21 protein-coding genes are annotated in these 24,284 nt (G+C 69.5%); 11 read left to right on the forward strand and 10 right to left on the reverse strand.

Features of this window, described 5'->3' with window-relative positions; translation table 11 throughout:
• Positions 1–53 precede the first annotated feature (53 nt).
• Positions 54–4,535, reverse strand: a complete 4,482-nt coding sequence (locus tag AB8M46_RS13455; protein WP_394360404.1) for a DUF6531 domain-containing protein — start codon at positions 4,533–4,535, stop codon at positions 54–56.
• Positions 4,536–4,748: 213 nt separating this feature from the next.
• Here AB8M46_RS13455 and AB8M46_RS13460 point away from each other — a divergent pair, with 213 nt between their 5' ends.
• Positions 4,749–6,275 carry a nucleobase:cation symporter-2 family protein gene (locus AB8M46_RS13460; RefSeq protein WP_394360405.1) on the forward strand — a complete coding sequence of 509 codons (1,527 nt, stop codon included), beginning with the start codon at positions 4,749–4,751 and terminating at the stop codon, positions 6,273–6,275.
• A gap of 25 nt (positions 6,276–6,300) precedes the next feature.
• Here the strand turns inward: AB8M46_RS13460 and AB8M46_RS13465 are convergent, their stop codons facing one another.
• The gene (locus tag AB8M46_RS13465) at positions 6,301–7,020 is read right to left on the reverse strand and encodes a MerR family transcriptional regulator (protein WP_394360406.1); all 720 of its coding nucleotides are present in this window, start codon (positions 7,018–7,020) and stop codon (positions 6,301–6,303) included.
• Between the two features lie 20 nt (positions 7,021–7,040).
• A complete protein-coding gene (locus AB8M46_RS13470) occupies positions 7,041–7,784 on the reverse strand; it encodes an alpha/beta fold hydrolase (protein WP_394360407.1) in 744 nt (247 codons plus the stop codon).
• 273 nt (positions 7,785–8,057) lie between these two features.
• On the opposite strand from AB8M46_RS13470, the gene AB8M46_RS13475 reads away from it, so the two are divergent.
• Positions 8,058–8,261 carry a cold-shock protein gene (locus AB8M46_RS13475; RefSeq protein ID WP_005149851.1) on the forward strand — a complete coding sequence of 68 codons (204 nt, stop codon included), beginning with the start codon at positions 8,058–8,060 and terminating at the stop codon, positions 8,259–8,261.
• A gap of 102 nt (positions 8,262–8,363) precedes the next feature.
• Positions 8,364–9,008: a GNAT family N-acetyltransferase gene (locus tag AB8M46_RS13480; protein WP_037333202.1), complete on the forward strand. Its 645-nt coding sequence runs from the start codon at positions 8,364–8,366 to the stop codon at positions 9,006–9,008.
• On the opposite strand, the gene AB8M46_RS13485 is transcribed toward AB8M46_RS13480, so the two are convergent.
• Both AB8M46_RS13485 and AB8M46_RS13490 read right to left on the reverse strand, forming a co-directional pair.
• The gene (locus AB8M46_RS13485; protein ID WP_063277218.1) at positions 8,998–9,645 is read right to left on the reverse strand and encodes a response regulator transcription factor; all 648 of its coding nucleotides are present in this window, start codon (positions 9,643–9,645) and stop codon (positions 8,998–9,000) included. The two genes, AB8M46_RS13480 and AB8M46_RS13485, sit on opposite strands and share 11 nt — an antisense overlap.
• On the reverse strand, positions 9,642–10,838 hold the full coding sequence (locus AB8M46_RS13490) for a sensor histidine kinase (RefSeq protein ID WP_394360408.1): 1,197 nt from the start codon (positions 10,836–10,838) through the stop codon (positions 9,642–9,644). The genes AB8M46_RS13485 and AB8M46_RS13490 overlap by 4 nt, the downstream gene beginning before the upstream one ends.
• 140 nt (positions 10,839–10,978) lie before the next feature.
• Between AB8M46_RS13490 and AB8M46_RS13495 the strand changes: the two genes are divergently transcribed.
• Positions 10,979–12,067: an alpha/beta hydrolase family protein gene (locus AB8M46_RS13495; protein WP_394360409.1), complete on the forward strand. Its 1,089-nt coding sequence runs from the start codon at positions 10,979–10,981 to the stop codon at positions 12,065–12,067.
• 212 nt (positions 12,068–12,279) lie between these two features.
• On the opposite strand, the gene AB8M46_RS13500 is transcribed toward AB8M46_RS13495, so the two are convergent.
• On the reverse strand, positions 12,280–13,236 hold the full coding sequence (locus AB8M46_RS13500; protein WP_394360410.1) for an SDR family NAD(P)-dependent oxidoreductase: 957 nt from the start codon (positions 13,234–13,236) through the stop codon (positions 12,280–12,282).
• Between the two features lie 56 nt (positions 13,237–13,292).
• On the opposite strand from AB8M46_RS13500, the gene AB8M46_RS13505 reads away from it, so the two are divergent.
• The 3 genes from AB8M46_RS13505 (at position 13,293) to AB8M46_RS13515 (ending at position 15,199) form a co-directional block, all read left to right on the forward strand.
• The gene (locus AB8M46_RS13505; RefSeq protein WP_037333191.1) at positions 13,293–13,685 is read left to right on the forward strand and encodes a MerR family transcriptional regulator; all 393 of its coding nucleotides are present in this window, start codon (positions 13,293–13,295) and stop codon (positions 13,683–13,685) included.
• 37 nt (positions 13,686–13,722) lie between these two features.
• On the forward strand, positions 13,723–14,106 hold the full coding sequence (locus AB8M46_RS13510) for a PPOX class F420-dependent oxidoreductase (protein WP_037333189.1): 384 nt from the start codon (positions 13,723–13,725) through the stop codon (positions 14,104–14,106).
• A gap of 106 nt (positions 14,107–14,212) precedes the next feature.
• A complete protein-coding gene (locus AB8M46_RS13515) occupies positions 14,213–15,199 on the forward strand; it encodes an MCE family protein (protein WP_394360411.1) in 987 nt (328 codons plus the stop codon).
• 15 nt (positions 15,200–15,214) lie between these two features.
• Here AB8M46_RS13515 and AB8M46_RS13520 read toward each other — a convergent pair whose 3' ends face one another.
• Both AB8M46_RS13520 and AB8M46_RS13525 read right to left on the reverse strand, forming a co-directional pair.
• Entirely contained in the window at positions 15,215–15,637 is a 423-nt protein-coding gene (locus tag AB8M46_RS13520; RefSeq protein WP_174492075.1) for a hypothetical protein, read from the reverse strand.
• A complete protein-coding gene (locus AB8M46_RS13525) occupies positions 15,630–15,995 on the reverse strand; it encodes a hypothetical protein (protein ID WP_037333184.1) in 366 nt (121 codons plus the stop codon). Before AB8M46_RS13525 ends, AB8M46_RS13520 begins: the two co-directional genes overlap by 8 nt.
• 425 nt (positions 15,996–16,420) lie before the next feature.
• Here AB8M46_RS13525 and lanKC point away from each other — a divergent pair, with 425 nt between their 5' ends.
• The 4 genes from lanKC (at position 16,421) to AB8M46_RS13545 (ending at position 22,659) form a co-directional block, all read left to right on the forward strand.
• Positions 16,421–18,964 carry a class III lanthionine synthetase LanKC gene (lanKC, locus tag AB8M46_RS13530; RefSeq protein WP_394360412.1) on the forward strand — a complete coding sequence of 848 codons (2,544 nt, stop codon included), beginning with the start codon at positions 16,421–16,423 and terminating at the stop codon, positions 18,962–18,964.
• 39 nt (positions 18,965–19,003) lie between these two features.
• Entirely contained in the window at positions 19,004–19,147 is a 144-nt protein-coding gene (locus tag AB8M46_RS13535; protein WP_123798255.1) for a SapB/AmfS family lanthipeptide, read from the forward strand.
• A 111-nt stretch (positions 19,148–19,258) separates the two neighbouring features.
• Positions 19,259–20,926: an ABC transporter ATP-binding protein gene (locus AB8M46_RS13540; RefSeq protein ID WP_394360413.1), complete on the forward strand. Its 1,668-nt coding sequence runs from the start codon at positions 19,259–19,261 to the stop codon at positions 20,924–20,926.
• Positions 20,923–22,659: an ABC transporter ATP-binding protein gene (locus AB8M46_RS13545; RefSeq protein ID WP_394360414.1), complete on the forward strand. Its 1,737-nt coding sequence runs from the start codon at positions 20,923–20,925 to the stop codon at positions 22,657–22,659. The genes AB8M46_RS13540 and AB8M46_RS13545 overlap by 4 nt, the downstream gene beginning before the upstream one ends.
• Here AB8M46_RS13545 and AB8M46_RS13550 read toward each other — a convergent pair.
• Together AB8M46_RS13550 and AB8M46_RS13555 are read right to left on the reverse strand one after the other, a co-directional pair.
• Entirely contained in the window at positions 22,615–23,034 is a 420-nt protein-coding gene (locus AB8M46_RS13550) for a thioesterase family protein (protein ID WP_016330831.1), read from the reverse strand. The two genes, AB8M46_RS13545 and AB8M46_RS13550, sit on opposite strands and share 45 nt — an antisense overlap.
• Complete coding sequence (locus AB8M46_RS13555; protein WP_038520332.1) at positions 23,028–24,260, reverse strand: hydroxyacid-oxoacid transhydrogenase; 1,233 nt, start codon at positions 24,258–24,260, stop codon at positions 23,028–23,030. The genes AB8M46_RS13550 and AB8M46_RS13555 overlap by 7 nt, the downstream gene beginning before the upstream one ends.
• Between the last annotated feature and the right edge of the window lie 24 nt (positions 24,261–24,284).

Raw genomic sequence — 24,284 nt, forward strand, 5'->3', positions numbered from 1 at the left:
CCTTTCTCGACAAACTCCCTTTGGTATACCAAATCGTCCGGCCAGGGGCAACGTCACTTGGTGTGCCGGTACGGGCGCGTGTGCCCGGTTTCCGCGTTGTGCTTGGTGATTTCGTCGATCCCCATCTTTTCGAGCCGCGGGTACTCGGTCACGTCGAACACGTTGTCCTCGCGGCGATGCGGGTAGATGTCGTGCCCCTTGCCCGGCCAGTAGGGGAAGACCACGTGTGTGTCCTTGTTGGAGTTCTTGGCGAAGGTTTCGGAGACGTAGTCCCACTTCTCCTGGACGAGCGGCCTCCTCGGGTCCTTCGGATCGTTGATCCACCCGGGCATCTTGATGTTGTTGTCCTTGAGGGTGCCCTCGAGGGTGTTGCCGCCGTTCTGCTTCGCGATCTTGGTGGCCTTCTCCTCGATCGAGCCGAGGTACTCGTCCTCTTCGCCGCGTTTGCGCTTCTTGGTACCGCCGGACCAGAAGAAGTGCTTGTCCGCCTTCAGGATCTCGTCGAGCTTCGGCTTGAACTTCTCGAATTCCTCCTTCGACATCTTGTCGACGTTGACGGGAGGTTTCCGCGGGCTCCTCCGCAACGGCTGGGGTTGCCCGCTGGGGCCGACGGGCTGGGGCCGCGGCTGGTTGCCAGGACCGCTCCGCCCACAGGGCGGGACGAGGCCGAGCGGGTCGCCGATGAGGAGCGGCTGATCGACGTAGCCGACGGGGTTCGGCGCGGCCGCGAGGCCGAGCGGATCCTGGCTGAGGTAGCGCGAGGTCCGCGGGTCGTAGTACCGGAAAACGTTGTAGTGCAGCCCGGTTTCCTCGTCGCGGTGCTGGCCGGGGAAGGCCAGCGGCATCGACGCGGTGTCCGCGCCGGGCAGCGGCACACCCCAGAAACTGCTGCGGTCCTGCCAGACCAGCGTGCCGCGTTCGTCGAGCATCTCGGTCGGCGTGCCCGCCGGCGACGTGATCACGGCGCGGAACGTCACGGCTTCCGCGGCACCGGTGCGCTCGATCTGCGCGACCGGGCGGTCGTCGTCGTAGCGTTCCCAGGTGAAGAGCCGGTAGGACTCGTCGGCGGGGTCGTAGTCCATCCGCTCGACCACGTTCATCCCGCTCCACAGGAAGCGGACGTCGTGCGTGAGTTCGGCCTCGCCGTCCTGATCGATCAGCCACCGGCGTTTGGCGAACCGCCGCCCGAGCGGGTCGTAGTGGTACGTCCAGAACGCGCCGTCGGGAGTGCGCACCGAACGCAGCCGGTCGAGGTGATCCCACTCGTAGGCGCAGGACCGGTCGGCGGTGACGCGGCCCCGCTCGTCGGAGTCGTAGACGCCCTCGTCGTGGGTGAGGTTTCCCGCCGCGTCGTGGGTGAATCGCTCGACCCCGGCGGGTCCGCGTGCCTCGCTGACCCGGCCCGCGGCGTCGAAGGCGAGCCGCCACGGCCGGATCGCGTCGTCGACGGCGGCGAGCCTGCCGTCCGGGCGGTAGCCGTACACGCGCTTCCCGACCCCCGCGATCTCCTCTTCGGCGAGCCGGTCTTCCGCGTCGAAGCGCCGCTGGAGCACCACGGTCCCGTCGATGCTGCGCGTGATCTCGCGCTCGGCGTCGTCGTAGCCGAATTCGATCTCGTGCCCGGCGATCTTCAGCGACCGCGGCAGTCCCGATTCGGTGAACCGCCACTCACTGTCCACACCGGACGATGTCCGGCGCAGGAGCACGTCGCCCTCGCGGCGCCAGCACACCCCGAGCCCGTTGATCGTGTCGACGACGACCTGATCCCCGTCGTCGTGCGTCATCTCGACCCGCGACTCGATGTTCTCGGCGACGATCAACCTGCCGAGCGCGTCGTATTCATAGCGCGTGACGTCGTCCGGCGTGCGCCGCGCCACGACGTTGCCCTGGAGGTCGTAGAAGTACTCGGTCACGTCGCCCGTGCTGCTGGTCATGCGAAGCAGCTGTCCGGCGGCGTCGTAGGTGTAGCCGATCCGGCGGCCGTCGTAGTCGGTCTCCTCGACGAGCCGTCCCGCGGCGTCGCGGACGTAGCGCCAGGTGAGGCCGTTCGGATTCGTCACCGACGTGAGCCGCAGTTCGCCGTCGTAGGTGAACAGCGTGCGCGCGCCCGCCGCGTCGGTCTCCTCCAGGACGAGGCCGAACGGGCCGTACTTGCGGCGCCGCGCGGCACCGGTCGCGTCGCGGTGCTCGACGACGTGGCCTTCCGCGTCGTGCACCCACGTCTCGCGGCCACCGTCCGGGCCGAGCCGCCACGCGCGGCGGCCGTCGGCCGTCCAGCCGAGCTTCGCCGCGCCACCGGACGCCGTGTACGCGAGCCGCGGGCGGCCGAACAGGTCGCGGTCGCCGGGGCGATCCGTCACGGGGGCGTCTGTGAGCGGGTCGGGCGCGTCCGGGATCTCCATCGGCAGCCCGGTGCCGGTGAGGGTGGTGGCCGGATCGAACGCGGGGACCGTCCGCCGGACGTCTCCCGCCGACAGCCGGACCTCACCTTCGGCGTGCGCCAGCGACACCGTTTCCCCGCCGGGACGGTGGACGGCCACCAGCTCGCCGTGTTCGTCGTATTCGTAGCCGGTCTCGCGACCGAGTTCGTCCACTGTGGACAGGAGCTCGTCGCGCCGGTTCCAGTTGTAGCGCTGGGAATTGCCCAGTGGGTCGATGCGTTCGATCAGCTGTTTGGCGTCGTTGAGGCGGTACGTCCACGTGTGGCCGACGGCGTCGGTGTGCCGGGTCGTGCCGGGCTCGTAGGCGAACGTCGCGTTGTAGTAACCACTCGCGCCCACGGCGCGGACGCAGCGACCGGCGTCGTCGTAGACGTAGCGGTACCAGGTGCCCGTGCGGTCCTTCCAGCCGACGAGCCGGTGCCCGAAGTCGTAATCGAGGGTCATCGGGCGGCCGGCGTAGTCCGTGACGGTGCTCAGCTGGCCGTGCCGGTTGTAGGCGAAGCGCACGAGCGGCGGCTGACCCGGAGCGCCGAGCGCGACGATGCGCCCGTTCGCCGTGCCGATCGCGATTTCGACGCCGTCGTCGCGGCGGAGTCCGATGGGAGAGCCGTCGGCCGCGTACGCGAATTCCGTGCGCCCGCCGTTCTGCTCGATGGCCACGAGCGGCAGGATCCGGCCCGCACCGGCGAAACGCAGTTCGCGATCGCCCATCGACAGCCGGTACCCGTCCGCCGCGCGGCGGAGCCGGTGCCGCGGGCCCTGCACCGGCAGCACGGGCGTGGCCGCCGGAACGGGATAGGTGAGCACCATGCCGTCTTCGGCGTAGAACAAGACCCGGTCGCCCGTGAACGCCAGCCGTTGGTCCATTGTGGACGTCCAAGAAGGACCGAACCAGCGTCCGGCGGTGTAGGACGAGAGATGCGTGCGCGAGAGCTCCAGCTCCGCCGCGTCGCCGGGCAACGTCACGTCGACCTGCTTCATGACGACCTCACCGGTCGCGACGTCGACGGGGTCACCGCAGTAGTTCTTGGAATCCGAAGACGTCGAGCGGTCCCCGTTGTCGTCCTTCTTGGTGGTGTCGTTGTTCCCGCCCCGGTCCCGGTCGCCTCCGCCGCCGGCGCCGCTGCTGTTCGTCTGGTCGTTGTCGGACTTGGTGCTGGTGCCCTTGTCGTTGGAGCTGCCGCCACCGTTGTTGTTGCCGCCGTTGTTGTTGCCACCGTCGGGTTTGCCGTCGGCGCTGGAACTGGTGGTGCCCTCGTCGGGATCCTTGTCCTTCTTGGTGTCGAGCCCGCGATCGTTGCCGCCCTTGGTCTTGGGCGGCGGCGGGGCGTCGACCTTCCCGCCCTTCAGTTTGCGCAGGGCCTTCGCCGCGTCGTCGAAGAGCGAGTCGGCCCGCTTGAGCAGCGGCATCAGGCCTTTGAGTGCCTTGACGAGTTTGGTCGTGATGTCGGCGATCTTCGCGGCGGTCTTGGCGACCGCGGCCACGACCTGCGGCACCACCCAGGTCAGCCCGATGCCGAGGGTGAACAGCACCTGCAGCGCCCAGCTGATGAGGTGGCCGACGAGTTCGGCGATGATGTCGCGGACGAGGGTGCGGACGGCGGCGACGACCTCGCCCGCGGTCTTGACCCCGCTGGAGGCTCCTTCGCAGCCCTTCTGCGCGGCCGTGAGGACGTTGACGGTGTCCGCCGAGCGCTCGCGATAGCGATCCGCCGCGTCACCTGCCCAGGTCTGCAGGTCGGCCTTGACCAGGTCGGTCAACTCCGTGCCGACGGCGCCGAGTTCCTTGGCGATGTTGGCCCAGGTTTCGGCCTGCGCCTTGATCTGGTCGGCGTCGCCGGTCAGGGCGTCGAGCGCGTCGGACAGCGGGCCGACGTGTTCGAGCAGCCAGCCGACGCCCGCGGCAAGGATCGACCCGAACGGATCCATGGCCATCGACAGCGCGTCGAGAGCCGTCCCGACGGCACCCATCGCGACGGCGGCCCAGTCGCCCTTCTCGATGCCTTCTTTGAGGTCGTTCGCCGATTCCAGCAGTGGCACGCCGGAATGCCCCTTGGTGGAGTCCTCACGTTCAGCGACCAGCGGATTCGCCATGGTGTGCCGTCTTCCTGCCTTCGGGAGCTCGCCGACTGGGCCAGGCGTTTCTACCATCGCCGCGCCCCGGCTTCCTGTGCGGGAAAGGATCTTTGTCCGCTCGCCGGAAGGACGACCCGTACGGGCAGGGTCTTGCGAGTTCTGCCATGCGGAAGTTAACCTCCGCAGATTGAAATTGCCCGGCATCGCTCGCTTCTACCGAGAGGCGGATCCATGGTGAAGAGGACGCAGGCCGAAACGGCCGCGAGCGGCAGGCCCGAGGACGAACGGCTCGGGATCGGCAAGAGTTTCACTTACGGCATCCAGCACGTCCTGACGATGTACGGCGGGATCATCGCGCCGCCCCTGATCATCGGCGGTGCCGCGGGCGTTTCGACGGCGGAGATCGGGCTGCTCGTCGCGTCGTGCCTGTTCATCGGCGGGCTGGCGACGATCCTGCAGTCGTTCGGCATCCCGTTCTTCGGCTCTCGGCTGCCGCTGGTGCAGGGCACTTCCTTCGCGGGCGTGGCGACGATGACCGCGATCGTCGCGGACGGCGGGCTGCCCGCCGTCTTCGGCTCGGTGATCGCGTCCGCGGCGCTCGGCCTGCTCATCACGCCGGTGTTCTCGCGGCTGGTGAAGTACTTCCCGCCGGTCGTCACCGGGACGGTCATCACGGTGATCGGGCTCAGCCTGATGCCGGTCGCGGCCCAATGGGCGATGGGCAACAACACCAAATCGCCGGAATTCGGTTCGGTCTCCAACGTCGGGCTGGCCGCGATGACGCTGGCGATCGTGCTGCTGCTCAGCAAGGTCGCCGTCCCGGCGATCTCCCGGCTCTCGATCCTGCTGTCGATCGTGGTGGGCACCGTACTGGCCGCCGTGCTGGGCAAGGCCGATTTCTCCAAGGTCTGGGACGGCCCGATCTTCGCGGTACCGACGCCGTTCGCCTTCGGCATGCCGACCTTCGACGTCGCCGCGATCGTGTCGATGTTCATCGTCGTACTGGTGACTCTCACGGAGACCACGGCCGACATCCTCGCGGTCGGCGAGATCGTCGACACGCGCGTCGGCAAACGCCGGATCGGCGACGGACTGCGCGCCGACATGGCGTCCTCGGCGATCGCGCCGGTGTTCAACGGTTTCATGCAGAGCGCGTTCGCCCAGAACGTCGGCCTCGTCGCGATCACCGGGATCCGGAGCCGGTTCGTGGTCACCGCCGGCGGCGTGATCCTGCTGATCCTCGGCATGCTCCCGGTACTCGGCCGCGTGGTGGCCGCGATCCCGTATCCGGTACTGGGTGGTGCCGGTCTCGTGCTGTTCGGCACCGTCGCGGCATCCGGTATCAAGACACTGTCCAAAGTGGACTACAACGGGAACATGAACCTAGTGATCGTCGCGGCGTCGGTCGGGATGGGCATGATCCCGATCGCGGCGCCGGAGTTCTACCACCACTTCCCGGCGTGGGTCGGCACGATCTTCCATTCGGGGATCAGCTCCGCCGCGCTCACGGCCGTCGTGCTGAACCTGTTGTTCAACCACCTCAAGCCCGCCAAGGCGGGCGGCGATCCGTCGGTGTTCGCGACGGCGACCAGGGTGATCGACTACTCGGACCTGAAAGCCTTCTCCCGGCTCGAAAACGGCGACAAGATCGTCGACGGCAAGATCGTGGACGCCGACGGCAAACCGGTCGAGATGCGCGACGAGGAAGGCAGGCCGGTGTCCTACCGGATCGGCTCGGAGCCCGACGGACACGGGTGACCGAGGCCGGGCCTGGGACTCCGGACTATCCGCGCTCGGCGCGGCGCCGGGCGAGCTCGCCGACAACGCGTTGCCACGCCGGGGAAGCCTCGGAGACACGGGAGACCACCAGCTCGCCGTACCCCGGACGGCCGCCCCGCCGTTCGTGTTCGACCGCCCAGGCGTCCAGGTCGTCGATGAGCGCGTCCAGGCGCGGATCACGCGGGTCCCATCCGACCGCCTGATCGCACGCGAGATACACGCGGAGCGTCTCGGGATCGTCGAAGGCGGCGTTCTTCTCCCGCACCCGTTCCGGTACGGCGCGGGGATCCAGCGCCCGCATCAGGATCCACGCGTCGCGTTCGAGCAGCACCCGCCGCTCGCTGACGCCGAGACCGCGCATCCGCTCCAGGAGGGCGACCACGTCGGGCGGCAGGACGAGCCGCTCGCCGCCGGTCAGTTCGGCGATCCGGAGGCGGTTTTCGGCGAGCCGGTCGATCTTGCGCCGGAGTTCGGCGTCGATGTCGGAAACGGCGGCGGCGAACTCGGCGGGTTCCGCGTGCAGCAGCGCGTCGACGCGGGCCAGCGGGACCCCGGCGTCGGCGAGGGTCCTGATCCGGATGAGGTCCACCGCCGCTTGCGCGTTGTAGCGGCGGTAACCGGAGGCGTCCCGCTCGGGCTCGGGCAGGAGGCCGATGTGGTGGTAGTGGCGGACGGTGCGCACGGTCACGCCCGCGGTCGCCGCGAGCTGGCCGATCGTGAGCACCCGTCCTCCTCTTCCCGAGCCTAAAGGCCTTCGACGACGTCGCGGATCGCCTGGACCACCGCGTCAGGGCGATCGAAGCAGAGTCGATGATGCAGTGTGTCGTCGAGGACGCGTTGCTCCCCTCGGGAGAACCCGCCGACCCGGGCCGCGTCCATCTTCAGCTTGGCCTCGTCGACCTCCTGCGGTGGAGACGCGACGACGGTGAGCGCGATCGCCGGGACGTCGGGCAGCTCCGGCCCGGCTCGCAGTTCGCCGGCGAGCGCGACCAGGCCGGTGCGCTCCGCGGCGCCGATGCGCAGCCACTCGTCGCTCACCTTGGCGTCGACGAGCGCCTCGCGGACGTCTTCCGGATAGTCCTCGCGCAGCTCGGCGTACATCGCGCGAAGGGCCGCGCGATCCGGACCGGGTGACGGCCGCCCGGCCGCGGACAGGCTCGCCTCGGGCGGCATGAAGTCGTCCCAGTCCGGATGGAGGGCGTCCAGGAAGACCAGCCCGGCCACGTCGCGCGGGTAGAGCTGCGCGAACCGGTGCGCGTAGAGGCCGCCGAGCGAGTGCGCCGCCAGCACGTACGGGGCGGGGATCTCCAGGGCGACCAGCAGCTCGCGCAGTTCCGAGGCGACCGCGGTGGCGGTGCGGGGCAGGGGGAGGGCGTCGCTGTGGCCCGTCCCGCCGCGGTCGTACACCACGGCGGTGGTGAACCGCGCGACCTCCTGCTGGACGCCGAAGTAGTCGAGGCCGACCGCACCGGCGCCCGGCAAGAACACGACGGCGGGCCCACCTTCACCCGATCGGTGCACGAAAAGGCGGTGGTCGTCTATCTCCTGGAGTCCTCCGACAGGGGGTGTGTTCGTCATGGGGCAAGGCTCCGACCCTGACGCAGGGTCAAGGTCAAGCGGACGAGAAGGTCGATGCTGACCTGGGGAAATGACCCGGTTCGGGACGGCAGCGTGTGCGAACGGGCAAGACCTGCGACAATGGACGGCGAGATCGGGGCATCGAATGGGCTCAGACTCGCTATGAAGAGCAGGTAAAAAAGTATGGCTCAGGGCAGCGTTAAGTGGTTCAACGGCGAAAAGGGCTTCGGCTTCATCGCTCAGGACGACGGCGGACCGGACGTTTTCGTGCACTACTCGGAGATCCAGGGCAGCGGCTTCAAGTCCCTGGACGAGGGGCAGCGCGTCGAGTTCGAGATCGGCCAAGGTCAGAAGGGCCCGCAGGCCCAGCGCGTCGTCGCCATCTGACTTTCTTCACGCCGAAGGCCTCCATCCGTACCGGGTGGGGGCCTTCGGGCGTTTCGGCTACCGATATCGTCGATGCATGCTTGTGATCGTTCGTGAGCACCCGTGCGGCCGGACGCGGTGAGCCGCTCCGCCCTGGAGCCCGAGCAGGTCGGGCGGAAGGTGCGGTTGCGCGAGGTCGGCCTCCGGGACCGCCGGGTCCTGATGGGCTTCGACCGTGACATGGCCCGCGAGGCGACGCCGCTGATCGGCGGCGGGCACCGGCACTGGGCTTCGCATCGTTCGGGGTCCGCCGGCGACGACATCCACTTCGGCATCGAGACCGTGCGCGGCCGGATGCTGGTCGGCTCGGTCTGCACCATCGGCGCCGACCCGGCGACCGGCAAGTTCGGCTACGGCATCGGGATCGCCCCGCGTCACCAGCGCTGCGGCTACGCCACGGACGCCATCACCGTCCTGCTGGCGCATATGTTCGGGCAGCGCGGCTTCCGCAAATGCGAGGTCAGCGTGTACGGCGGCAACGTCGCGTCGCTCTCGCTGCACGGCTGCCTCGGCTTCCGCGAGGAAGGCAGGCTGGCCGACACCGAGGTGGTGCGCGGCGAGATCAAGTACCTGGTGCGGATGGGCATCACGGCCGAGGAATTCGCCGCACGGCCTCTGGACGCTCTCGGCGATCTCGGCAGGCGTGGCCAGCACCGGCGGCCCCGCCGCGGCAAGCACTGGCGTACGCCCGCCGCGGTCAGCGGCTGATCAGCCCGGATTCGTAGGCGAACACGACCGCCTGGACGCGGTCGCGGAGGCCGAGCTTCGTGAGGATGCGGCCGACGTGTGTCTTCACCGTGCCCGGTGAGAGGAACAGCAGTTCGGCGATCTCGGCGTTGGACAGGCCCCTGGCCAGCTGCCGCAGCACCTCGTTCTCGCGTCCGGTGAGCAGGGCGAGCCGGTCGTCCGGCGGCGCCGCGGGCAGGCCGGTGACGACGCGGTCGAGCAGCCGCCGGGTGACGGTGGGCGCGAGGGTGGCCTCGCCGGAGGCGACCACGCGGACGCCGGCGAGCAGATCCGGCGCCAGCGCGTCCTTGAGCAGGAAGCCGCTGGCCCCGGCCCGGAGCGCGGCGTAGACGTATTCGTCGAGGTCGAACGTGGTCAGCACCAGGACGCGGGCGCGGTGGGCGGCGGCGATCGCGGCGGTGGCCTCCACGCCGTCCATTTCGGGCATCCGGATGTCCATCAGCACCACGTCCGGATCGAGGTCCGCCACCAGCGCGACGGCCTCCGCCCCGTCGCCCGCCTCGCCGACGACGTCGATGTCGTCCGCGTTGTCCAGGATCATCCGCAGGCCGGTGCGCACGAGCGACTGGTCGTCGGCGATGACCACCCGGATCGTCATGAGGGCAGGGTCGCGCGGACGGCGAAGCCGCGCTCCGGGCGCGGCCCCGCGTCGAAGGTGCCGCCCAGGACGTTCACCCGTTCCCGCATGCCCTCGAGGCCGTGCCCGGAGCCGGACGGCTCTTCCGTCGCGATGCCGTCGTCGGTCACTTCGATCTCCAGCGTCTCGGGCCCATACCGCATCACGATAGTCACCGACGCCGCCGGACCGGCGTGTTTCAGGACGTTCGTCAGCGCTTCCTGCACGATCCGGTACGCCGCCAAGTCCACTGTGGACGGAAGCGGACGGGGTTCCCCTTCCACCAGGAACTCGACCGGCGTGCCCGCGGAACGGATGTCGGCGACCAGCCGCGGCAGGCGTTCCGCGCCCGGCTGGGGTTCCCACTCCGGCTCGTCCTGGCCGAGCGCGCCGAGCAGGCGCCGGATCTCGCCCAGCGCGGTCCGTCCGGTGCCGACGATGGCGTCCAGCGCTTCCCGCGTTCGCTCCGGCCGTCGCTCCAGTTCGGCTTGGGCGCCCTGCGCCTGCAGCACCACCACGGAAAGCGCGTGCGCGACGACGTCGTGCAGCTCGCGGCTGATGCGGCCGCGTTCGGCGGCCACGGCCAGCGCGGCCTGGGTGTCCCGCTCGCGTTCGAGGTCGGCGGCCCGCTGTTCCAGCACCGAAAGGCGGATCCGGCGCTGCCGTGTGTTCAGCCCGGCGAGCCACGCCACGGCGAGCGACAACCCGATGCCGGCGAAACCGCCCCAGTCCTGCACCTGGTCGTCTTCGGGTCCGGGAGGTGCCAGCCGATCGATGATGATGATCCGCGGCGGTGGCGGAGCCGGTTCCCGCGTGTTCGCGTCGGCGGCGTGGATCATCCAGGCTCCGGTGACCAGCAGGCTCCCCGCGAGCAGGGCGAACGAAAGCCGCCGCGACCCCCACGCCGCGACGGAGAAGAGACCGATCAACGCCACGACATCGACCGGGCGAAGATCGTTGCCCATGGCCAGATGCAGGAGTGAGACGACCGCGCCGGTCGCGAAGGTGATCGTGGGATTGCGGTGCCGGACGAGCAGGGAAGCCAAGGACACCAAGGAGGTAAGCCACCAGTCGAAGCCCTCCGGATCGTCGGCCGAGACCACAGTGGACAGTCCGATGAGCACGGTCAGCCCGATGTCCACGGCTTTCGGGTGGTTCCTGAGGAAGGAGAGCACCGGCCGAGCGTAATCCCGGATCGGGGCCTCGCGGATCCCTCTCGCGGCAGACATCGGGATACGACCTGCGGCAGACGCGCGAATACGACGGCGGGTCCCAGGCTGGACGCAGGAAGATCCCCGACAGAAACGGAATCCTCATGAGAAGGCTTCTCGTCGCGCTGGTCGCCCTCGCCGGCATGGTGTCCCTGGCGAGTCCGGCCGCGGCGGCTCCACGACTGAAGTTGCCGCCGCCGACCGGCTCGCATCCCGTGGGCTCCAGCGATCTGCACCTGATCGACTCTTCGCGCACGGACCCCTGGGTGCCGACCGGGCCGCGCGAGCTGATGGTGTCGATGTTCTACCCCGCGCTGGTGCCGTTCGGCCCGAAGCGGCCCTACCTCACCTCGGCCGAGGCCAAGGCGTTCCTGACCGAATCGGGCGTCCCCGACGTCGACCCCGCGCTGCTCTCCGGGCTCCGGACCAGCGCCAGGGTCGACGCCCCGCCGCTGCCGGGGAGGCACGCGCTCGTCGTCCTGTCGCCGGGATTCGGCAAACCGCGCACCACGCTCACCGGCCTGGCGGAAGAGCTGGCGAGCAGGGGTTTCGTGGTCGCCCTGATCGGCCACAACTACGAGTCCCACGGCACCGCGTTCCCCGACGGGCACGTCACCGAATGCGCCGCCTGCGGATCCGACTCCACGTTGCTCCCGCCGATCCGCTCCGCGGACGTCTCCTTCGTCCTCGACACCCTGACCAAGCCTTCCTCGCGCTGGGCCCGGCTGATCGACCGGACGAGGATCGGGATGGCGGGCCATTCCATCGGCGGCTACAGCGCGCCGACCGCGATGGTCGACGACCAGCGGATCCGGGCGGGCGCCGATATGGACGGCAGACTGTGGTCGCCGATCCCCGCGTCCGGTATCGACCGGCCGTTCCTGCTGCTCGGCCGCGAAAGCGAGTACACCCCGGCCGGCCCGGACACGACCTGGGCGGTCAGCTGGCCGAACCTCACCGGCTGGAAGCGCTGGATCAGCGTCGCGACGGCCGGGCACGCGTCCTTCACCGACGTCGGCGTCCTCGGTGAACAGCTCGGCCTGACCAAGCCCGGCCTGCTCGGTGGCGAGCGCGGGATGCAGCTGACCCGGGCGTATGTCTCGGCGTTCTTCGACGCGAACCTGCGCGGCGGGCACCAGCCATTGCTCGATGGGCCGGTGGCGGACAACCCGGAGATCAAGTTCTGGAACTAGCCGTATTTCTCAAGTCCGTGAAGGCCTCCTTGAGGGACCCAGAGTCCCTCAAGGAGGCCTTCACGGACCCGGACGTTCCAGGCCCTGAATCTTTTAGGCTCGCCCCGCGCCAGTGGGTGAGCGTGCGCCCAATGTGGCATTGGAGACGCTCAGTGTCTCCAATGTGGCATTGGGGACACTCGTCGGCGGAGACAGCGGCCGACATGTTCGCCTTAGCCGATCGACACCCCGGTGAGGCCGGCGGAGTACTTCCACAGCCGCTCGGCCTCACCGGCGTCGATCGCGTACGGACGCACGCCGACCCACTCGCCCTCTTCGGCGGCGACCTCGGCGATGTCGCAGTCCTCGCAGTAGAGCCCGCCCATCCCGTCGAGCCGCGGCGACGTCGCCGCCCAGACCTGGGTGGCCGCCCCCTGCTCCGGCGATTTGAAGTCCGGGTCGGCCTGGTTCCCGTGCTCGTCGATCCAGCCGCGCTCGACCATCTCCTCCGGCCGCAGATGCCGCTGCAGGGGAGTGAGGATGGCGCCCGGATGCAGGCTGAACGCGCGGATCCCGTGTCCGGCGCCGAGCTTGTCCAGGTGCACCGCGAACAGCACGTTCGCCGTCTTGGCCTGGCCGTAGGCGAGCCAGCGGTCGTAGCCGCGCTCGAACTGGACGTCGTCCCAGCGCATCGGTGAGGAGTGATGGCCGGAGGAAGCCACCGTGACGACGCGGGCGCCGCCGCCGGCCTTCAGCGCTGGCCAAAGCCGGTTCACCAGGGCGTGGTGACCGAGGTGGCAGATCGCGAAATGCGACTCCCAGCCGGGGCCGACCCGCCGTTCCGGCGCGGCCATGATCCCGGCGCTCGCGATCAGGATGTCGATCGGGCGGCCGGAGCCGAGGAATCGGTCGGCGAAGGCCTCGACGCTCGCCAGGTCGGCCAGGTCGAGCTCGCCGACCTCGGTGCGGGGGATCCCGGCGAGGGCGGCCTCGGCGTCGGCCGGACGGCGCGCGGGGACGACCACGTGCGCGCCGGCGTTCGCCAGTGCCCGCGTGGTTTCCAGGCCCAGTCCCGAGTAGCCGCCGGTGACGAGGGCGAGCCTGCCGGAGAGGTCGATGCCGTTCAGTACTTCTTCGGCCGTGCTGCGCGCGCCGAAGCCGGAGCCGATCTTGTGTTGTGCGGTGGTCATGAGGCGGACGCTAAGAGCTAGAGGGCTCTCTAGGTCAAGACGCTATCGTCGGTCCGGTGACGGAACTCGCGATCGGCCAGGTCACCGCGCGGACGGGCCTCAGCGTCCACGCGCTTCGCTTCTACGAGAAGGAAGGGCTGCTCGCGGCACCGGTGAAACGGGACGCGAACGGGCGCCGCGTGTACACCGAACACGACGTCGACTGGCTGCTGAACTGCACGAAGTTCCGGGCGTCGGGAATGCCGCTCGCCGTCATCCGCGAATTCGCCGAACTCGTCCGCCAAGGGCCGGGAAACGAGGAAAAGCGGCTCGAACTGCTGCGGGAACACCAGAACACCGTCCGCGACCGGATCGCCGAGCTGGCCGACTGCCTGGAACTGATCAGCCGGAAGGTCGAGATCTACGAGGAGCACGTCGCGCGGGGGACCGCGAACGAGCTCTGGCGGTAGCCTGTCACGTTTCGCGCGGCGGCTTCGTCCCAGTGGCATGACTAAGCAGCTCACCGAATTCACCGCCCAGAAGACGATCTTGCTGAAGACCTTCAAACGGGACGGGACACCCATCGGGACGCCGATCAACATCGCCGTCGAAGGCGATCACGCGTACATCCGGACGTATGACGCGGCGTGGAAGGCCAAGCGGATGCGCAACGATCCTCGGGTCGAGATCGCCCCGTCGACGTTCCGCGGCGTCCCGACAGGGGAGCCCGTGAACGCGCGGGTCCGCCTGCTCGACGGCGCCGAGGCGCGGCACGCGGCCACCCTTCTGGCGAGGAAACATCGGCTCTTGCACGGCTTCCTCGTCCCGCTCTTCCACCGGCTGAAGAAGTACAAGACGCTCCATTACGAAGTCCGGCTCGACGTCCCCTGAGGTCCACAGTGGACATACGTTGCCACCCGATCGGTGCAACGTTTCGCCTGGCGATGGGCAAGGGCGGCCCCTAAGCTTTGCCGCTCGTGACCTGCGAGGTGAGACGATGAGGTCCTTCGGCGCGGTGGATCCGGTCAAGGTGGCGCTCGCCGGGCTCACCACGATGGCCCTCGGCATGGCGGCGGCCCTGAACGCCGACGCCTTGCCGGTGATCGGCGGCGGCACCACCTATTCCGCCGAATTCTCCGACGCCGGCGGATTGCGCGCCGAGAACGACGTCCGGATCGCCGGGGTGAAGGTCGGCAAGGTTTCCGAAATCGACCTCGAAGGCGATCGCGTGCTCGTCTCCTTCCGGGTGAAGGACGCCTGGGTCGGCGACGCCACGAGCGCGTCCATCCAGATCAAGAACGTCCTGGGGCAGAAGTACTTGGCGCTCGACCCGCGCGGTGAAACGGTCCTCGACCCCGGAGACCCGATCCCGCTGCGGCGGACCACCGCGCCGTATGACGTCCTTGAAGCGTTTCGGGATTTGTCGAAAACCGTCGACGCCATCGACGTCGGCCAACTGGCGAAAAGCTTCGATGCGATTTCGGCGACTTTCGCCGATACGCCCGCCGACGTCCGCTCCGCGCTCGACGGGATCACGAAGCTCTCCGGCACCATCGCTTCCCGGGATCGGCAGCTCCGGGCGCTCGTCGCGAACACGCGGCAGGTCTCGCAGACCCTCGTCGACCGCGACACCGAGGCCCAGCGGCTGATCCAGGACGGCAACGCGCTGCTGCGCGCGATCTCCACCCGGCAGCAGGCGATCAAGGACCTGCTCGACGGCTCGAAACGGCTCGCGACCGCGCTCGACGGCATCATCGCCGACAACGACGGGCAACTGGGGCCGGTGCTCGAACAACTCGACCGGCTGACGTCGATGCTCCAGCGCAATCAGGATTCGCTGGCGAAGGGAATCGCCGCGTTCGCGCCGGCGATCCGGGTGCTCACCAACGTCGCGGGCAACGGCCGCTGGATCGACGGCTACCTGTGCGGGCTGGTCCTGCCGACGTTCGGCCCGCTCAACGAAAAGGGCTGCTTCGAGAAGTGAGCGGCCCGCTTTCGGTCAGGGTTTCGTCCGCCGCAACCAGAACAAGCCGATCACCGGCAGCACCAGCGGGATGAAGAGGTAGCCCTGCCCGTACACCGACCAGACGGTGGCGTGGGGGAAGGCCTCGCGGTCGAAGAGGCTGAACGTGCCGACGGTCAGCACGCCGAGCAGTTCGACGCCGCAGGCGATCAGCGCGATCCGCCACCAGCCCGCGCCGCGGCGGGCCAGCGCCACGGTGGCCAGCAGGTAGACGACGGCCGCGAACGCGGAAAGGGCGTAGGCCAGCGGGGCTTCGTGGAACTTGGTACTGATCTGCACGGCGGCGCGCGAGGTCGCCGCCAGCGCGAAGATCGCGTACACCGCCACCAGGATCCGTCCCGGGCCGGAGGCCTTGTCCGTCGCGGTGTCCACCGTCTTCTCCTCGGTTTCTTCAGGCACTGGCGCCCGCCCACACCTCGTGCAGCCGGAGCACCATCACCGGGATGGCGAGGCATGCGATGCCGAGGATCGCGGTGCTCGCCCGGGTGCGCTCGGCCAGTGCCCAGAACGTCCCGAGCGGGAGCACGACCAGGCAGCCGATCAGGTAGGCGAGATAGGTGGCCATGCTGCCGGGGCGGCCGCCGCCGATCAGCAGGACGACACCGATCACGAGCTGGGCCACCAGGAGTACTTCGATCACGGCGAGGCCGGCGAGCAGTGCGTTGTCCGGCAGCTTCTTGCGCGCCGCCTGGACGAAACTCCACACCGCGACCAGCGTCGCGCAGATCGCGACGGTCACCGCGAACCCTGTGATCACGTCGGCCTCCTTACCCGCTCCACCGGCGACAACGTACCTCCGGGCCGATCATCGCCGACGGGCGACCGGTGGGCCGCGTGGCGGGCGCCACGAGCCGGGCAGTGGTCCAGACCTCGGGTGAATAGATCACGAAACGCGGCCGGTTGGCGCACTGTCAATTTCCCCGCGCATTATTGCTTTCGGTGCCTCGACCTGGGATTACGGCACCGGCGCGTTCCTGTTACACACCGACCGGGTGGTTGGAATCCGAGTTGATCTCACGCTGGGTACCCCTACCATTCGGTAGTTTTCGAATTCACGTCCCTGAACAGCCCATCCGAACCCCCGATATGGCGGATTGGCCGTTCGGGGTCCGGCGGGTGGAATATTCTGCATCGCGATGGTGCACATGGCCCATCCGATTGGTGCCAAGGAGGGGGCGCTCGATGGACGTCCGGTACGAAGCGTATTGCTTCGCCGATCCACTGTTCTTCGATGAGCAGCGGGAAACCGGGGACGTCGCCGACGATTTCGCCTCCCTGTTGCCCGCTCCCGGAGACGGCTGGCGCACCGGGGTGCGCGGAGTGTGGCGGTTGCTGCACCCTGTTGCTCGAAACCTTCCCTTGCAGGGCTGGAAAATCCACGTTTCGGCAGGTTTGGACAACGCCGAACGGGTGCTCGTGAAGGTGCACGAGCATTGTGTCGAGCACGCCGTGTCCTACAAGCATCTGCGTTCGCGGACGACCCTGCTGGCCAGGAATTCCAAATACGCTCCGCGTGACGGAAGCGGTAAGTTACTGACTCTTTATCCGGCTGACAACAACGAGCTGGAGCGTGTTCTCACGGCGTTGTCGGCGAAGCTCGACGGCGAACCCGGGGCGTACATTCTCAGTGATCTTCGGTATGGTGCCGGCCCGCTCTACGTCCGCTACGGCGGATTCGCCGAGCAATGGGTCGAACTCGACGGCAAGCGGGTCCTCGCGATACGCAAACCGGACGGGACGCTGGTCCCGGACAAGCGCGAACCGACCTTCTCCGTACCCGACTGGGTGACGATTCCCGAGTTCCTCGCACCTCATCTCGCAGCTCGCAAGAGCGGCGGAGCGGATCAGTTCCCCTATCAGGTGAAAAGTTCTCTGCACTTCTCCAACGGTGGCGGCGTGTACCTCGCCGACCGGAAGACCGACGGCGAACGCGTGGTCCTCAAGGAGGCCAGGCCGTTCGCCGGTCTGGACCGGGACGAGGTCGACGCCGTCGAACGCCTCCGCCGTGAGCACGAGGTGCTGGAGCGGCTGAAGGGCATCGACGGCATCCCCACCGCCTACGACCGCTTCACCGTCTGGGAGCACCACTTCCTGGCGATGGAGTACATGCCCGGCGTCTCGCTCGGCAACTGGCTCGCCCGCAACTACCCGCTCACCCGGCGCGACACCACCGAGGCCGACATCGCCGCGTACACCGAACGCGCGCTGGCGCTGGTTCGGCGGGTGGAGGCGATGGTCGGCGAGGTGCACGAACGCGGGATCGTCTTCGGCGACCTGCACTCGCTGAACATCCTCGTGGACGGGGACGACGACGCGGTCTCCCTGATCGACTTCGAGATGGCCTCGGACATCGAAAGCGGCACCAGGCCCGCGCTCGGCGCGCCCGGCTTCCGCGCTCCGAGGGACCGGAACGGGTTCGAGGTCGACGAGTACGCGCTCGCCGTCCTGAAGCTGTGGATCTTCCTGCCGCTCACGACGCTCCTCGAACTCGCTCCGGCGAAGCTGCGCGGGCTCGCGGACTTCGTCCAGCAGCGTTTCGACGTCCCGGAGGGCTACGCCGACTCGATCGTCGCGGAGCTCGCCCCCCGGAACCTGCCACCGCTCACGAGCGCCACCGAGCTGGACCAGGAACGACCGGACTGGGCGCTGGTCCGCAAGCAGATCACCGAGGCGATCCTCGCCAGCGCGACCCCCGAGCGCACCGACCGGCTCTTCCCCGGTGACATCGAGCAGTTCCGCGTCGGCGGAGCGTGCTTCGGCTACGGCGCGGCCGGCGTCCTCCACGCACTGAAGACGGTCGGTGGCGAGCGGCATCCCCAGCACGAACGCTGGCTGCTGGACTCGATCCGCCGCGATCCGCCCGGACGGCCGGGGTTCTACGACGGCTCGTACGGGATCGCGTACGTCCTCGAAGAGCTCGGTTACCGCGAAGAGGCCACCAAGCTCTTGGCGGCGTCGTCGACGCTGGTCGAGCAGACCACCGACCACGGGCTGGAAGGCGGCCTGTCCGGGATCGGGCTCACCCAGCTGCATTTCGCGGTGGCCCGCAAGGACAACGAGTTCGGCAGGCAGGCGCTCGCCACCGCCGTCCGGCTCGCCGAAGCGCTCGAGATCGCCGACCCGCCCGGCGACTTCGGCCGCGCCGGGCTGCTCAACGGCTGGTCCGGTCCGGCGCTGCTGTTCGTGCGGCTGTTCGAACGCACCCGCGAAGAAGGCTGGCTGTCCTTCGCCGACCAGGCGCTGGAGCGGGACATCGAGGAATGCGTCGAGTCCGACGACGGTTCGCTGCAGGTCCGCGACGGCGAGACCCGGACGTTGCCCTACGTGGGGGTCGGCAGCGCCGGGATCCTCATGGTCGCCGAGGAGCTGGCGAAGCACCGTCCGGACGCGAAGGCGTTGAAGAGCCTTCCCGGCCTGCGTGAAGCGTGCCGCGGCGAGTTCGTCATCCACCCCGGGCTGCTGTTCGGCAGGGGCGGGCTGATGACCGCGCTGGCCATGGGCGCCGACCCGGACCAGCGCGTCCGCGACGCCATCGACCTGCATCTTTCCCGGCTGGCCTGGTACGCGGTGCCGTACAAGGGCGGCCTGGCGTTCCCCGGCAACCAGCTGCTGCGGCTGTCGATGGACGTCGTCACCGGCGGCGCGGGCGTCCTGCTCGCCTTGGCCGCCACCCTGGACGGGAAGGCCGCGCTGCCTTTCCTGTCCTCCCGAACTGCCGTCCGATGAGGACGGCGGACCAAGAGGTAACTAGTGAAAGGGAACACCATGGAACTGGTTCTCGACCTGCAGGCCCTGGAAGCCCCCGAGGTTCTCGAAGGTGGCGGCGGCGGCAGCCACGGCGGCGCGAGCAACCTCAGCCTGCTGGCCTCCTGCGCGAACAGCACCGTCAGCCTGCTGACCTGCCACTGAGTCACGGCTGAGCACTGAAGGCGCGGGAGCGGCACAGGCCAAGTGCGCCGCTCCCGCGCCTTCATTTTGCCTTCCGGTTCATCTCGTTGGGATCACGGTGTGAGGAGAGGGATGGCGGGTTCCGCCGATCGGTTGCTGGTCACGGTGACCGCGCTGGATCGCCCCCGCCTGATCGCGCTGATCTTCAGCGCGCTCGCCGGGACGGCGGCGGGACTGCTCCTGCCCGGCGCGCTCGCCGCCGCGGTCGACGCCGTGGTCGCCGGACGGCCCAGCCTGCCCGAGGTCACCTGGCTGATCGTCCTCGGCGTCACCGAGATCGCCGTCGGCCTGATCGGCGGCATCCTCACCGCGCGGATGACCGCGTCCGCCACGGCCTGGCTGCGCCGGAAACTCGCCGACCGCTACCTCGCGCTCGGCACCCGATCGACCTTCGCCGACGGCGACGCGATCAGCAGGCTCACCGGTGACTGCACCGGCGCGGGACTGGTCGCCTCCGTCGTCGTCCAGCTCGGGTCGACCACCCTCATCTCCGGCGGAGCCGTCGTCCTGCTCGCGCTGATGGACTGGCGGCTCGCGCTCGTCTTCCTCGGCAGCATCCCGTTCGGCCTGATGCTCGCGCGCACCCATCTGAAGAACACCGCCGACGACGTCCTCACCTATCAAGAGGTGTCCGGCGAGCTCGCGGCGAGGATGGTCGACGCCGTCGCCGGGCTCCGCACGATCGCCGCGTCCGGCACCGCCGACCGCGAAGCCGACCGTGTGCTGCGGCCGCTGCCGAAACTGAGCCTCGCCGGCCGCGGGATGTGGCGGACGCAGGCCCGGATGGTGTGGCGTTCCGGTCTGCTGCTGCCCGCGGTCGAGCTCGCGGTGCTCGCCGCCGCCGGTTTCGGGGTGTTGGAAGGCAGGCTGACCGTCGGCCAGGTCCTCGCGGCGCTCGGCTACGTCGCCCTCGGCATGGGCCTGATCACGCAGATTCCCTTGCTCACCACACTTTCCCGCGCGCGGTCGTGTGCGCGGCGGATCACCGAGGTGCTGGAGGCGCCGGTCCCCGAACCGGGCGATCTCGGCGTCGTCCCCGGGCGGGGCACGCTCGAACTGCGCGGCGTCACCGTCGAAGGCGCGTTGCGCGACGTCGACCTGCTCGTCCGGGGCGGCCGGTTCACCGCGGTCGTCGGGCGGTCCGGTTCGGGGAAGTCCGCGCTGGTCAACGTCCTCGGCGGGCTGCTGACCCCGGACGAGGGGACGGCGACGCTCGACGGCCGTCCGCTGGAGAAGCTGCGGCCGTACGAACTCCGCGCGGTGGTCGGATTCGCGTTCGAACGGCCCGCGCTGCTCGGCGCGACGATCGGCGACGCCGTCGGCTACGGCTCGTGGGCCGGTGAGGCCGCCGTGCGCGCCGCCTGCCGGTCCGCGCAGGTCGACGACCTGATCGTCCGGCTGCCGGGCGGCTACCGGACGCCGCTCAGGGAAACCCCGCTCTCCGGCGGGGAGGCGCAGCGGATCGGGCTGGCGCGCGCGATCGCGCACGCGCCACGGGTGCTCATCCTCGACGATGCCACCGCCAGCCTCGACACGGTCACCGAAGCCGCCGTCGAGGAGGCGATCGAACGCACGCTGCCCGGCCGGACCAGGGTGGTGGTGACGCATCGCGCGGCCACCGCGTCGCGGGCGGACACGGTGGTGTGGCTGGAGGACGGCCGTGTCCGGGCGGTCGGCGCGCATGACGAGCTGTGGCGGACTCCGGCGTATCGGGCCGTCTTCACCGAGGGCGCGCAATGAGCGTCTGGGGGCTCTACCGCTCGGCGCTGGCCGGGCAGTGGCGCGGCGGGCTGGTGCTGCTGGCCTGTTCCGTACTGGAGAGCGCGCCCGCGTTCTTGTCCGGTCGCCTGGTCGAACTCGCGGTTGACGAGGGGTTTGCCGCGGATCGGCCAGGCACCGGACTGCGTTGGCTCGCGGTCTTCGGGCTGGTCGCCGTGATCGGCGCGTTCGGTTCGCGGCTGGTGTGGCATCAGCTCGGCAAGGTCGTCGAGCCGTTGCGCGACGCGCTGGTGACTGCCGTCGTGCGCGGGGTCCTGCACGATCCGGCGCCGCCGCGGAATCAGCCGGACGCCAGCGGCGTCGCCCGGATCACCCAGCACGTCGAGGTGGTGCGCGACGCCACGGCCGGGCTGCTGGTGCAGGCGCGCGGGATGATCGTGACGACGGTGGCGGCGCTGGCCGGGTTGTTCACCGTCGCCGGTTCGCTCGCGTTGATCGTCGCGATCCCGGTGGTGGTCTCGGTCCTCGTGTTCGCCTGCCTGCTCCCGTCGCTGGCGCGGCGTCAGCGCGCGCTCGCGCTGGCCGACGAGCGGACCGCCGAGGTCGCGGGCGCGTCGTTGTCCGGAATGCGCGACATCGTCGCGTGCGGCGCGGAACCCTTGGCCGCGCTGGAGCTCTACGACGCCATCGACACGCAGGCCAAGGCGGCCGTGCGGGTGGCGCGGTCCGGGGCGGCCCGGACGGTGGTGATCGCGACCGGCGGTTTCGTGCCGCTGCTCCTGGCATTGCTGGTGGCGCCGGGCATGGTCCAGGCCGGGGTGCTCACCGCCGGTGCCGCGCTCGGCGCGCTGGTCTACCTGGCGACGACGATGCAGCCGGCGTTGCGCGGGCTGGCCGCGACCGCGAGCACCGTGGTGCTGCGGCTGATCGTCGCGTTGCGGCGGCTCGCCGAAACCGCCGAGGCCGAGCCGGAGGCCGACGGCACGGCCGAACCCGACGGGACCGCGATCTACGTGCGTGACCTGACCTTCAGCTGGGGCGCGGCGGCGCAACCGGTGGTGCGCGGGCTCGATCTGCACCTGCGGCCCGGCGAGCGGCTCGCGGTGGTGGGGCCGAGCGGGATCGGCAAGTCGACCTTGGCCGGGCTCCTGACCGGCATGCTCGAACCGCAGGCGGGCCGGGTGCTGCTCGGCGGAGTTCCGGTCCGGGAGGTCCCGGCGGCACTGCGGCACCGGATGGTCGCGCTGATCCCGCAGGAGGCGTACGTCTTCGCGGGGACCGTGCGGGACAACGTCGGCCTGTTCGCGCAGACCGCGATGGACGGCGAACTCCTGGCGGCGGTGCGAGCCGTCGGCGCGGAACCGCTGGTCACGCGGCTGGGCGGGCTCGACGGCGAGATCGGGCACGGCACGCTGTCCGCCGGTGAGGCGCAGTTGATCGCGCTCGCGCGGGTGTACGCGAGCGAAGCGACCGTCGTCATCCTCGACGAGGCGACGTCGCATCTCGACCCGCCCGCCGAAGCCCGCGCGGAACGGGCGTTCGCCGAACGGGGCGGGGTGCTGGTGGTGATCGCGCACCGGCTGACGTCGGCGCTGCGCGCGGACCGGGTCCTGGTGATGGACGGCAAGGAAACCGCCCTGGGCACCCATCTCGAACTCATGGACCGGTCCACGCGCTACGCCCAGCTCATGCACGCGTGGTCGCCGCGGCTACCCCAGCCCAGTGCGCAGTTCTTCCAGCGCGCTCCTGAGTAGACCCTCGACGGGGACCGGGCGCCGGGATTCGCGATCGACGAAGACGTGCACGAAATGCCCCTCCGCGATCACCGTCTCCTTCGAGTACATCCCGACCTCGTAGCGGACACTGGACCGGCCGAGATGGCCCACCCGCAGGCCGACTTCGAGTTCTCCCGGGAACGACACCGAAGCGTGGTACTTGCACTGCGATTCCACGCACAACCCGATGACCGCGCCGGTCTCGATGTCGAGTCCGCCGCGTTCGATCAGCCAAGTGTTGATCACGGTGTCCATCACCGAATAGTGGACGACGTTGTTGACGTGTCCGTAGACGTCGTTGTCCTTCCACCGCAACGGAACCGTCTGCCAGTGCGGATACTCGGCGTTCACCACAGCGTCACCGATTCCCGCAGGATGACGGCGAGGTCGGCTTCGGACGCCTCGCGCGGCGCCGTCGCCAGCAGCCGTTGTTGTTTCACCGTGCCGGAAACCAGTGAGTCCACATCGGACTCGGTGTAGCCGACGGCGCCGATCCCGTTGGGGATCCCGATCTCCCGCATGATCTGCCCGAGCACCGCGGGCAGGTGATCCCGCAGATCGCCCGGCCATTCGTAATCCGGCGCGAGCAGCCGCGCCACCCGGATGTGCCGTTCGGGCGCGGCGTCGAAGGTGAACCGGAACGCCGCCGGCGCGGTCAGCGAGACGGCCATCCCGTGCGGCACCATCGCTTCGTCGCCCGGATACCCGGACGGATGGAAGTCCCGGACCTGCCCGGCGATCGGATACGCGTTGGCGTGCGGGATGTGCACCCCGGCGTTGCCGAAACCGAGCCCGGCGAACGTCGCCGCGAGCGCCATCGCCTCGCGCGCCTTCATGTCGGAGCCGTCGCGCACGGCCGCGGGCAACGCCCACGACAGCAACCGCAGCGACTGCTCGGCGAACATGTCGGCCAGCGGATTCGAGCCACAGTAAGGAACCCGGTCCTCCGGCCGCTTCCGGTCGAACTCGGTGTACGGCTTGGCCGTGTAGCTTTCCGCGGCGTGGCAAAGGATGTCCATCCCGCTCGCGGCGGTCACCTCGGGTGGCTGCGAGACCGTCAGCCTCGGGTCGACCACCGCGAGGCTCGGCCGCATCCGGAGATGGCTGATGCCGCTTTTCACCCGCAGTGACAACACGTCCAGCACGCACACCGTGGTGCTCTCCGAGCCCGTTCCGGTGGTGGTCGGCACCGCGACCAGCGGTTTCAGCGGTGCGCTCGGGGCGCGGCCGCCGCCGACCGGCGCGTTGACGTAGTCCATCAGGTCGCCGTCGTTGCTGGTCAACAGGTTCACCGCTTTGGCGGTGTCGATGGCCGACCCGCCACCCACGGCGACGAAGGCGTCCCACTCGCCCTGTCCCCGGGCGAAGTCGACGGCCTTCCGCATGCTGACGTCGGTCGGCTCGACGTGTACGCCGTCGAAGACGACGGCTTCGATGCCATAGGTCTCGATACCTTCGGCGATCCGTTGTGGCCAGCCCGTCGCGGCGACACCCGCGTCGGTCAGGACGAGCACCCGGCGGGCGCCGTACTGGGTGAGGTCGTAGCCGATCTCATCGCTCGACCCGGTGCCGTACTTCAAGGCAGGCGCCCCGTAAGTGAAAAC

Source organism: Amycolatopsis sp. SB7-3 (genome assembly GCF_041021335.1).
GTDB classification, from domain to species: domain Bacteria; phylum Actinomycetota; class Actinomycetes; order Mycobacteriales; family Pseudonocardiaceae; genus Amycolatopsis; species Amycolatopsis japonica.